The organism is Kitasatospora arboriphila (genome assembly GCF_039528095.1).
In the GTDB taxonomy this organism is placed as follows: Bacteria; Actinomycetota; Actinomycetes; order Streptomycetales; family Streptomycetaceae; genus Kitasatospora; species Kitasatospora arboriphila.
Window position 1 is genome coordinate 1 of sequence record NZ_BAAALD010000156.1, and the last position, 10,412, is coordinate 10,412.

Sequence of the window (10,412 nt, forward strand, 5' to 3'; positions counted from 1 at the left end):
CCGGACGGCTCTAAAACCCGCATCAACCAGCGCTTTCATGGGTGAAACGCCCAGTCACCGGGCGTTTCGTCCCCGGTTTTGAGGTCATGTTCCGCGTGAGGCGTCCCCCGGAGTGTGGACACGGGGGTTCATGCCGCGAGTGTGAGTCCATGTTCTGCTTGCTGCTGTTCGAACTCGACGGGTGAGAGGTGGCCGAGGGAGCTGTGGCGCCTGCGGGCGTTGTCGTAGGTGAGCCACTGGAAGATCTCCGGCCCGGCTTGCCGCACGGTCGCGAACGCCTCCTGCATCGCTTCTCTCTTCAGGCCCTGCCAGAAGCTCTCGGCGAGGGCATTGTCGTAACTCGACCCGACGCGGCCCATGCTCCGTCGGACGCCGAAGCCGTCGCTGACCTGGGCGAACACGGCTGAGGTGTATTGCGATCCCCTGTCCGCATGGAAGATCACTCCGTCCACGCGGCCGCCGCGGGTCGCCACCGCCATCGTGAGGGCGTCGACGACCAGCTCCGTCCGCATGTGCGTGGCCATGGACCGGCCGAGCACCCGGCGCGAGCAGATGTCGATCACGCAGGCGAGGTGGAGCCACGTGCCGCCGGCCTGCACGTAGGTGATGTCGCCGCACCACTTCTCGTCCGGGTCGGCGGCGATGAAGTCGCGTCGGACCAGGTCCGGGGCGGGCGGCGCGAGCTTGTCCGGAACCGTGGTGCGCTTGCGCCGGCGCAGGTGCCGGCCCCCGATTCCGTGGATGCGCATGAGCCGCTCGACACGCCTGCGGTTGACGGTGTGCCCGAACCCGCGCAGCTCGGCGCGGACGCGGCGGACCCCGCAGGCTCCCCGGTGGCCGGCGTGGATATCGCGGATCTCCGCGAGAGCATCGTCGGCCGCCCGGCGGGCCTCGCGAGCCTCGGCGCCGGCCAGCCGCCGGTAGTAGCCCGAGCGTGAGGCCCCGAGCATGCGGCATGTCCGCTGCACGCCGAAGTCGGCGCCGTGGGCGGAGACGAAGCCCCGGCGGCGGGTCATGTCCTCATCTCCTTCGCGAAATACCGGGCCGCCCGCCGCAGGATCTCCCGCTCCGACTGCCGCTCGGCCTCGGCCTTGCGAAGCCTGCCGAGCCCGGCCCGGAGCCGGGTCAGTTCCTCGTCCCGGTCCTCGACGGCCTCGCCGGCACGGGACCGGCCCGCCTGCTCGCCGGCCTGGCGCACCCAGGACCGCAGCGTCTCGCCGGTCACCCCGACATCCGCCGCCGCCGCCGCGTACGTGCGCCGACCGGCGGTCGCCCGATACAGCGCCACCGCGTCGTTCCTGAACTCCTCCGGATACGGAGACCTACGTCCCACCAGGACACCCTCCTCGGACCACCAAGATCCATTGTCGGAGTGTCCACACCCCGGGGGCGCCTCCCGTGCCCGGTGCCCCCCGGGGGGCCGCCCGCGCCGCTGTGCTCCTCGGCCGGTGGCGACGACGGTAGGCAGGCGCCGCCAGCTGGTGTTGCCCGGGAGTGCGCCGTCGGCGTTAGCGTCGCCTCGGCACCTGCGGGCGGCGGGCACCGGCCCTGGGGGCCGGCGGCGGCGAGGCGTCGGCGGTGGTCTCTCCTACGGTCTCGGAGTCACTGCCCGCACCCTGCCGTGCGGCGGCACGGCCTGGGGCCACGACGGCATCGTGAACGGCTACTGCAGCGAGACCCTGGTCACCACGGACGGCCGCCACGTCTTTGTGGTGACCAACGCCCACCTTGCGACCAATGCGCCCATCGCCCAGATGTACACCCTGCTGGACACCGCCCTCTGCGAAGCCGTGCCGTAGCCGGAAGACGCCTGCCGGGGGGCCTCGCGGCCCCGGCAGGCTGCGGAGGCGATCCGCCGACCGACGGCATGGACAGTGCAGTGCTGGACCGGAACGGCGATGTGGACAACAGGGTCGGGCAGCCTGGATACCGTTTCTTTCGTGAGCTGTTTCGGCAGGTGGTGCCGCCGACGATCGTTCGGCGTCCACAAGGCGGGCGCCGGTAGGCTCGGACGGCGAGCCAGGGGCGGGGTGCGCGGCCGTGGACGACATGATCGCGTTGCCGGCGGTGATCGTTTGGCTCGGCTGCGTGACCTTCGTCTCTTGTCGAGGCGCGGGTGTCATGGTTTGATCACGATGCGTTCCCGGCCGGTGACCGCCGGAGGTGGGGCATCGGGCCGGGGATCTGCTGGTGTACGGCGGCGTTGTCGGGGGTGAGTGATTTGTTTGCGGATGCCGAATCCGCCGCAGGCGATGGTGAGCCGACGCCTGCGGAGTTGCGGGATCTTCAGGCCCGCGCCGACGCATTGGCGCGGGACGTCGCCGCCGTGCGGGAGCGACTGAAGCAGCAGACCGGCCTGCCGCGGGCCGTGCGAGGAGCGCTGCCGGGCGATGTGGGCGAGACGCTCACCCGGGCGGCACGGCGGATCGGGGAGGCGGCGGAGAAGCTCGCCCGGGTCCGGGCCGCCCAGTGGCCCGGGTCGTGCACGGCGTGGTGGGGAGTATGTCCGCGCTGCGGACCGACCCTGAGAACCGAGAACGGTCGCTCGTGGTGCGAGGAGTGCGGCGCGGGATGGGGCTACGACCGCACCCGGAGCCCGTGCGGTGAACCGGCGACCTTCCTGGCGATGGACACGCAGGGCGGCACCGTCGTCGTCTGCGCCGCGCACGGCCGACACATTCAGGACCGCCTCGAAGGCGGCCTCCTCCTGGCCATGCCCACGTCCTGACGCCACGGTCCGCCCCACGGCCGCGCAGGCAGACGCCCGCGCAGCCGTAGGCGGTGGACGCCCACGAAGCGGCGCCCGCTGGACAGGTCAAGAGCCGTCCCGCCCTGGATCAGGAGAGCCGGCCGATCAGGGCCTCGGCGAGCTGCGGCAGGCTCTCGTCGTACGCGGTGGGCGGCCACCCGGTCCGGCCCAGTGCGCGGGTTGTCGCCACCGCACAGGGGCAGTCAGTACCACCACGGCGCCTGGCAACAGGCCGTCCGTTCCCGAGAAGCCGTCTGTTCCGGGGGAGCCGAGCCGCCCCGTGCCGTCGACCCGGCGCTGCAGCGGCAGGTTCGCCATCACCGCTGCGCCGTTGGCGTCGGTGCCGATGGTCGCCGGCTCGGGGTGGGGGCCGGGACGTCGCGGGGCCTCGTCCTTGCCGAGGAAGGTGGCGCGGCCGCCGCGGCCGCCCCACCAGTCGGCGGGGCGGCCGGTGAACGGGCGAGCGGCGCGGCGACTCCTTCGCCGTCGGTCAGGATTTTGACCCCGTCCGCCCCGCGCCTCCGGCCGACCGGGCGGAGCCGCGAGGTGTTCGGAGCACCCTCGACGGTCTCCGGGGCCAGCACGCGACGGTTGGATCGAACCCGCCTTCGACGGCCGTACGTACCGGTCCCCGCGCTTGAGGTCCAAGTGCATCGCCATGAACCAGTACAGGGTCGTCGCCCGCGGGCGGATATGTACAGTGAGCCGCGGGTGTTGATGGCGTGCCAGGCCGGTTGCCGACAGGGCTGGCCGGTATTGGTGAGCGGCGACCCTGGGCTCCACCGTTCGGGTGATGGTTGGGTTCGACCGGTGTCAGGGATGGGCAGAGCCTGCGGCATGACGACACCCTCGATCAGGCGGCACCGCCACCGTCGCCGCCGCATGGCCGCGCCCTCCGAGCCTGCTCCTGTCGCTTCGGTTTACACCGAGCGGCCGCCGACTTCGGCACCGGACAGCGGCGACGGGTGCTGGCGGACCTGGTCGAGCGAACGGGTCTCCCAGGGCGGCATGACTATTCGGACCACCTGGCACGAACCTGCGTGCGGAACCTGGAGACGGCCATGACTGTTCCCGCAGGGCCTGGCCTGGGTGCCCGGTTTCCGCCCGGCGCTACGGTGGTCCGCCGCGACATCCATCACGGCAAGGTGTGGTCGGCCCAGCCCTACCGGGCGATCACCGACACCGGAACCGTGCTGCACCTCGCCTACTGGCCCGGCATCCGCTCACTCGCCCCCACCGCCTGGACCACCGCGCTGCGCACCGGCGACGACACCGCACGCAAGAACGGCCTGCACGATCTTGCGGCCGGTACGTGGGAGCTCGGCCCCTGGACCTGGCAGCACACTGTCGTGCGGGCGCGCTTCGAGCCGGGGGAGTGCTTCTCCCTTCATTACTTCCAGGACCCGGTGACGGCCCGGCCGTTGCGCCTGTATGTGAACTTCGAGCGGCCGGTGGTCCGGAGCGGTGCCGGGATCGACACGCTGGATCTGCTCGTGGACCTGGTGGTCGAGCCGGACCTGTCCGGATGGTGGTGGAAGGACCAGGACGAGTACGAGCAGGGGCGCCGGCTCGGGTTCGTCACGGACGCCGACCACCGGATGGTCGAGCGGGCCCGCGAACGGGCACTCGGCCTTCTGCAGGACAGGGCGGGGCCGTTCGCCGAGCCGTGGCCCGCCTGGACGCCGGATGCCGCCTGGCCCCTGCCCATCCTGCCGGAAGGCGCCACCTGCGGATCTGTGCCCCCTGCTTCGTGACGGCCTACCGGCATGTTCCGAGCGCCGACGCGCTGCGGGTGGCTGCTGTGTGCTTGTAGCCGGATCCGACGACGGCGCCAGCACGAGGGGTGGTTCCGATGCGTTCACGGCCACCCCCATTTCGGTCCTCATCCGGTGACCGCGCAGATAGGCTCCGCGGCCATGACCCCAGTCCTCCCGACCGGCCCCCGTCTGGCACTGCGCGAGATCGAACACGAGGACACCGCCGTATTCCTGGCCATCTGCGGCGACCCCGAGGCCACCCGGCACCTCAGCTTCGAGCCCCGCACCCGAGACCAGGTCCAGGCGATCGTCGACCGCTCGATGAACTTGGCGAAGGACAGCCCGAGAACTGAGTAAGGCCTCGCTGTCACCCACCTCGGCGAGCACCGGCTGATCGGGTACGCCCGCCTGGCCACCGAACCCCAACAGGCCGTTGCCATCGGCTTCGCCCTCCACCAGGCGGAGTGGGGCAAGGGCCTCGGCACCGAGACCGTGCACCTCCTCTGCGGGCTCGGCGTCAACGCCCTCGGCCTGCACCGCATCTGGGCCGCCCGCTCACCGCTCAACGAGGCATCCGCGCGAACGCTCCTCCGGGCCGGTATGACCGAGGACGGCCGCATCCGCGACCACGTCTTCAGCCATGGTGCGTGGCGCGACTCGATCACCTACTCGATCCTGGAGCACGAGTGGACTCCGATCAACGGGCTGCGCGCCGTCGGGACGGTCATGTCCGACGTTGAGGAGACACTTCAGCCTCCCGGGAGTCTGCCTGGCGGCGATGTACCACGGGGACGGTGACGTTGTGCTGACCGATCCGGCGGTGCCGCACATGGTGATCCCCGGCATCACCGAGTTCGCGCGCGGAGGGCTGCCCGACCCGCCGTCGACCGACGACGGCAACCGCTGGGTCGACGGGTTCTGCTGGCTGTACTGAGACCAGCAGTGGACCCGAGTCCTGTGGATCGGCCCAGCCGCCATTGCCGGCGCCAGGCGGCGATGTACGGCTATGGGCCCTGTATCCGTGAAATCCAGGACCGAGTGGGCGGGCGGCGCCGCTTGAGGACGCCGTTACTCCGATCGCACTGGCCAGCGCGTGCCCGGGGCCTTGACGACCCGGTCGCCGATGTCCAGTGCCTGGTATGTCCGGCCGTCTACCTGTACGGCGAGCTCACGCCCCTGGTCGGTGCGGATCCGCATCATGCAGCGGGTTGTCGTGCCGTAGGTACCGGTCGAACTGCTCACCCACCGCTCGGTGACCTCCCCGGTGTAGGCATCGTCGACCGCGTTCGCCCGTTGCGCGGCGATGATCACCAGGATCAGGGCGAGCGGGCTGATGGAGAGGATCAGGAAAACGGTGTTCGACATGTGCGCCCCCCGCATCGACGACGGCACAGGCCATCCACGGCAGGGTACCGCTCTTGACGGAACCAGCCCAGAAGGTATACCCAGAGCACCAGTTCGGGCCCACTGCGGGTATGGGCGCGCGGCCCTGATCCACAACGACAGCCGGCATCCTGCCCGCCCACTTCCTACCGCGAGACCGGGACCGGTGGCAGGAAGCCAGCACCCCAGCGAGTCGACGGCATCCTAAGCGGTCTTGTGCAAGTCGGCTGCTGTTGTTCGGAATCGGGTGTCCCGGTGGGCGAGGGCCTCGTCGACGGTGACCTGGAGTTCTTGGATCCAGAAATAGGCGCGGATGGGGATGTCCTCGTACTTCGCGATCTCCATACGCGTTCGATCCGGTTGAGTTCCGGGCTGCAGGGAGGCAGGTAGTAGAGAGTGATCCCGTAGCCCTCCAACTGCGGCCCGGCTGCTTTGACCACTTGGCTGACGTGCGCGGATGCGTTGTCCAGCACGATCGTGCGGAGTCTGGGCGGGCTTTCGGGCAAGCCGGCCGTGAGGGCGTCCTTGCCGTCGGGCAGCCCGGCGACGTGGGTGCAGAGGAAGTCCGGGAGCACGTCGGCGGTGATCTTGCTCGTGGTGGTGTGGAAGAGCAGTCGCGGGTCGGGGCCGTCGGCCCGCAGGGCTATTCGAAGTTGCTGAGTTCGGGCTGGCCCGGATGCCCAGGCGCTACCGCGGCCAGTCGGGTGCGGGGTCGGTGGCGAGCAGTGGACGGACGGCGCCCAGCACGGCGCCGATGCACACGTCGCGCAGCTCGGCCCTACTGCAGGTCTGCTGCGTGAGCCAGTCCACGCACAGCACCTGGACGAAGACCAGCCAGCTCTTCAGGACGCCGGAGAGCGCCTCGCGGGCGCTGTCGTCGGCGAGGGGGAGCACGCCCAGCAGCCGGGCGCGGAGGGCGTCGAGCTCGTTGGTCATGATCGTCTGGATCACCGGGTCGCCGGCCAGCACCCGGTTGGCGGCGAGCACGGCGTTGCGGTTAGCGACGAAGTAGTCCAGGTGGGCATCCAGGCCCTGGCCGAGCTGCTCGACGAGGGTGTCCGCGGGATCGAACCGGGTCTCGGCGAGCAGCTGGTCGGCCGCCTTCTGGTAGACCGCCGCGAAGAGCTCGTGCTTGCCGGCGAAGTGACGGTAGAGCAGCGCGCGGGAGACGCCGGCCCGCTCGGCGACCTCCTCCATCTGCACCTCGTCGTACGGGTGGGCGGCGAAGAGCTGCGCGGCGACGGTGAGCAGCTGCGCGCGGCGGTCGGCGGGGCTGAGCCGTTGGCGGGGAGGCACGGGTGAAGGTTACTTGACACGCGTCTACCAGTGCGCCCTACTCTAGTAGACGCGTGTCAACTAACTGGGGGCGGGACTCGGGAGGGGCCATGGCCAGGACGCTGCGGGTGCTCGTGCTGATGATGGGGATCTCGTGCGTGGCGATCGGGCTCGGACACGTGCTGCTCGGCAACGCCTCCATCCCCGGGGCGGGCGCCGCCGGGACGACGATCGACAGCCTGGGGCGCTTCTTCGGTGCGATCTTCGCCGGGTACGGACTGGCCTGGCTGTGGGTCGCCCGGCAGCGGCCGATCCCGGCGACGGCCGTGCGCTGGCTGGCTGGGGTGCTCCTGCTGGGCGGGGCGGGCCGGCTGCTGTCGCTCGCCCGGCATGGCTGGCCGCACTGGTTCCAGGTGGTGCTGACGGTGATCGAACTTGCTCTGCCGCCGGTCTACTTCTGGCTGGCCGACGCCGAGGAGCGGGTACTTACGGGGCGAGCTTAATCCCCGTTCACCCCGCGGCGAGCGGCGCCAGGTCGAGCACGCGCGGGACGCCTCGGTGGCAGTCGGCTGCCGGTGCGACGTCATCCTGTGGACGGGGCTCCGGCTTGTCAGGGCCAGCCAAGGTATACCCGGGCTTGCCGAGTACGCGGTCTCGCACCGACCTTCGGCGACGTCGTCGTCATGATCGGCGCCAGCGGCTCGGGCAAGTCCTCGATGCTGCTCACCGTGGCACCGCACCAGATCGTCAGCCTCGACCAGCTGCGCGCCGTCGTCTCCGAGCCCGGCGACCAGACCGCGACGGCGGACGCTCTCCTCCTCCAGCACCAGATCCTGACCATGCGGCTGCGCCGGGGACTGACGACGTTCATCGACAACGTGAGCTGCGAGAGCCACCACCTGGCTCCAACTGGTCGACCTCGCCCACGCCCACGGACGCCGCGCGGTCGCAGTCCTGATGGACGCGCCGCTGAATCTCTGCCTGGCACGGAACTCGAGCAGGCCCGACCACCAGCGGGTACCGGAGGACGTCCTGCGCGGGCAGCACCGCATGGCCCGCTCCGCCCGCGAACTCCTTCCCCACGAGGGCTTCGACGAGATCCGCCACCACCGAACCGGACACTGACGCTGCCCACCACCGCGCCCCGCCCCCGTGCCTGCCAGGCGCGGCGGCGGGGCGCCGTGGTGCGCGGCGCGGCCGCCCGGCCGACACCCGACCTCCTGGAGGCACCCACAATGGCCGACACCCTGCGCACCCACCTGGCCCGCACCGCCCTGGACACCGCCGAGTCCGCCGCCACCGTCACCGCCGCGGCCGCCACCGGCCTCACCACCTACCGCGCCCTCCACCACCGCCCGGCCGAAACCCGCCTCACCCTCGCCCTCGCCACCGGCGCCCTCGCCGCCGTCCTCACCGACCACCACGCCTACAAGGCCCTCGCCCCGCTGCGCCGCCGCCTGGGCGCCGAGCACCGCGGCGCCGTCCGCGAGCCGGTTCCGGCGCCCACGCCCGGGCAGCTGGCCGCCGACCTGCGCAGCGACGCGGCGCACCGCGCGGCCGCGGGTGCGGGGCGGCTCGACTATGGCCAGGGCAGCCTGACCAAGGCCGCCAACTGGATGGGGCAGCCGGACGGCAGCGCCCGGTGCGAACTCTCGTTCGGCGCGCACCTGCTGGCCGTTCCCCGACCCGCCGACCGCGACGGGTACAGCAGCCGCAGCTACCTGCTGGTCACCAGTGCGGACGCCACGCCGGTCGAGGTCCACAGCATTACCGATCTGGTCGCGCTCCTCGACAGCCCCGCCGCCGGCGAGCCGCAGCCCGCCGACGAGGACGGCGACCCGTGGGACACCCTCGGCCGGGACCTGGCCATCGCCGAACTCTGCCCCACCAGCCCGGGAACCGGCGGCCCGGACTCCGAGCACGACCCGGACGCCGGGCCCGACCCGGCCGACGACGTCGACCAGGAAGCCGACGCCCACGCCACCGGCACTCTCTGACGCACCCAACCCTTCTCGCACGGGGGCCGCACCCCCCACTGGCCCGTCACCCCGAGCACCGCATCGCCCACCACCACCCGGTTCGGCCCGCACCTCAACGGGCCGGGCCGACCTGTCGAAGAAGACACCACCGATGACGACCACTGCCACCCCCCGCCGCCCCGCCCCCGGGCTGGCCGCCGCGGACTGTTCACCACCGCACCCGACCAGCAGTTGTGCCCGGGCACCCCCGGACCGGCCCACCTGCCCGACATCTTCGAGGCCCGGCAGGGCAAGGCGCTGCGCCGGGCCTACACCGCCGGAGACCTCGAACATGCCCGCAAGATCGGGTTCTGGCCCAACTTCTGTGGTGTTGGCCCGAGGTCAACAGCGCTGAAATCCTGGCCAGTAGAAAGCAGCTGGTCAGAGACCTGCCCCAACGCGATGTCGGGCATGAACGGCGCAGCTCCACAGAAGTTGAGCCAGAACCCAAGATCGAACAGCACCTGCTCGCCGAGTCCGCTACGGCATCCGTGCGCCGTCTGGCCGGGCGGCGGTGATGCATCCGGGGGAAGGGACGCGTCGTTCGGCGGGAGCGCAGCGTGGGCGGGTGTTCGGGTCGCCGGTCAGTCAGTGTTTTCGGTGTCGGTTCGGAGGAGGGAGTGTGGGGCGTTCGGGCGGGCGGAGCTCGCCGGGCCGGGAGGTGGCCGTCGGTAGACCCACCGTGAGCTCGGGCTTCGTGCGCGACGGGCTGTTTCGGATGTGACGAACCGGCAGGTGGCTCGCCTCGACTTCTCGAGCTGCCGCAGGTCAACGGGTTGCTTGATGATCAAAGCTTCGGCATAGTCCTGGCCACATGATCGCGAAGCCCCAATTCGTCGTATCGCGACGATCCTTCGCGCCCCGGGGAGATCCATGTTCACGTTCAAGCGTATGGCCGTGACCGCTGCGGCCGCCGTGGCACTGACGCTCAGTGCGACCAACACTGCGTCTGCCGCGGATTTCGTGATCAACGAGCACGCCACGTCGTCCGACGCCGGCGGTTGTGGTGTGGTCGGCTGGTCTCAGTACGGCGACGTCTTCCGCTTCATGGACCTGTGCAAGGACGGCAAGGGCGTCGAGGTGGAATGGACCACGCCGACCAAGGGCCTGGCCTCCACCAGCGACGCCAAGCACACCCACAACTACACCGGCGGCTACACCGGCTGGGAGTACCTGGGCTCCTACGACCTGGACTTCCCCGAAGGCGCCTGCTTCTACTTCCGTGCAGGC

General features: G+C 71.0%; 13 protein-coding genes and 2 pseudogenes. 10 read left to right on the forward strand and 5 right to left on the reverse strand.

Annotated elements, in window-relative coordinates; genetic code table 11:
• Positions 1-128: 128 nt before the first annotated feature.
• Positions 129-1,333, reverse strand: a protein-coding gene (locus ABD353_RS37870) for an IS3 family transposase (protein ID WP_344628275.1) whose coding sequence is annotated in 2 segments (ribosomal slippage) — positions 129-1,081 and positions 1,081-1,333 — 1,206 coding nt in all. Because the reading frame shifts where the segments join, the coding sequence is not laid out codon by codon here.
• Between the two features lie 322 nt (positions 1,334-1,655).
• Here ABD353_RS37870 and ABD353_RS37875 point away from each other — a divergent pair.
• The 6 genes and pseudogenes from ABD353_RS37875 (at position 1,656) to ABD353_RS37900 (ending at position 5,440) form a co-directional block, all read left to right on the forward strand.
• Positions 1,656-1,799 carry a hypothetical protein gene (locus ABD353_RS37875; RefSeq protein WP_344628276.1) on the forward strand — a complete coding sequence of 48 codons (144 nt, stop codon included), beginning with the start codon at positions 1,656-1,658 and terminating at the stop codon, positions 1,797-1,799.
• A 413-nt stretch (positions 1,800-2,212) separates the two neighbouring features.
• Positions 2,213-2,728 carry a hypothetical protein gene (locus ABD353_RS37880; RefSeq protein WP_344628277.1) on the forward strand — a complete coding sequence of 172 codons (516 nt, stop codon included), beginning with the start codon at positions 2,213-2,215 and terminating at the stop codon, positions 2,726-2,728.
• Positions 2,729-3,789: 1,061 nt separating this feature from the next.
• Positions 3,790-4,503 (forward strand): ribonuclease FAU-1 family protein, encoded by a 714-nt coding sequence (locus tag ABD353_RS37885; RefSeq protein ID WP_344628278.1) that lies wholly within the window; start codon positions 3,790-3,792, stop codon positions 4,501-4,503.
• A gap of 162 nt (positions 4,504-4,665) precedes the next feature.
• Complete coding sequence (locus ABD353_RS37890; RefSeq protein ID WP_344628279.1) at positions 4,666-4,863, forward strand: GNAT family N-acetyltransferase; 198 nt, start codon at positions 4,666-4,668, stop codon at positions 4,861-4,863.
• An 18-nt stretch (positions 4,864-4,881) separates the two neighbouring features.
• A pseudogene (locus ABD353_RS37895) lies at positions 4,882-5,304 on the forward strand (GNAT family N-acetyltransferase); the annotation flags it as partial.
• A 4-nt stretch (positions 5,305-5,308) separates the two neighbouring features.
• The gene (locus tag ABD353_RS37900; RefSeq protein WP_344628280.1) at positions 5,309-5,440 is read left to right on the forward strand and encodes a hypothetical protein; all 132 of its coding nucleotides are present in this window, start codon (positions 5,309-5,311) and stop codon (positions 5,438-5,440) included.
• Between the two features lie 134 nt (positions 5,441-5,574).
• On the opposite strand, the gene ABD353_RS37905 is transcribed toward ABD353_RS37900, so the two are convergent.
• The 4 genes and pseudogenes from ABD353_RS37905 to ABD353_RS37920 form a co-directional block, all read right to left on the reverse strand.
• Positions 5,575-5,871: a DUF7489 domain-containing protein gene (locus ABD353_RS37905; RefSeq protein ID WP_344628281.1), complete on the reverse strand. Its 297-nt coding sequence runs from the start codon at positions 5,869-5,871 to the stop codon at positions 5,575-5,577.
• A gap of 222 nt (positions 5,872-6,093) precedes the next feature.
• Entirely contained in the window at positions 6,094-6,234 is a 141-nt protein-coding gene (locus tag ABD353_RS37910; protein ID WP_344628286.1) for a hypothetical protein, read from the reverse strand.
• Between the two features lie 35 nt (positions 6,235-6,269).
• Positions 6,270-6,464: pseudogene (locus tag ABD353_RS37915) on the reverse strand (hypothetical protein); the annotation flags it as partial.
• A gap of 112 nt (positions 6,465-6,576) precedes the next feature.
• On the reverse strand, positions 6,577-7,185 hold the full coding sequence (locus ABD353_RS37920; RefSeq protein WP_344628282.1) for a TetR/AcrR family transcriptional regulator: 609 nt from the start codon (positions 7,183-7,185) through the stop codon (positions 6,577-6,579).
• Between the two features lie 89 nt (positions 7,186-7,274).
• Between ABD353_RS37920 and ABD353_RS37925 the strand changes: the two genes are divergently transcribed.
• The 4 genes from ABD353_RS37925 to ABD353_RS37940 all read left to right on the forward strand — a co-directional run.
• The gene (locus ABD353_RS37925; RefSeq protein ID WP_344628283.1) at positions 7,275-7,667 is read left to right on the forward strand and encodes a DUF4345 domain-containing protein; all 393 of its coding nucleotides are present in this window, start codon (positions 7,275-7,277) and stop codon (positions 7,665-7,667) included.
• 454 nt (positions 7,668-8,121) lie between these two features.
• The gene (locus ABD353_RS37930) at positions 8,122-8,289 is read left to right on the forward strand and encodes a hypothetical protein (RefSeq protein WP_425555336.1); all 168 of its coding nucleotides are present in this window, start codon (positions 8,122-8,124) and stop codon (positions 8,287-8,289) included.
• A gap of 110 nt (positions 8,290-8,399) precedes the next feature.
• The gene (locus ABD353_RS37935) at positions 8,400-9,161 is read left to right on the forward strand and encodes a hypothetical protein (RefSeq protein ID WP_344628284.1); all 762 of its coding nucleotides are present in this window, start codon (positions 8,400-8,402) and stop codon (positions 9,159-9,161) included.
• Between the two features lie 912 nt (positions 9,162-10,073).
• On the forward strand, positions 10,074-10,412 hold a 339-nt coding region (locus ABD353_RS37940; RefSeq protein ID WP_344628285.1), incomplete at its 3' end, for a hypothetical protein.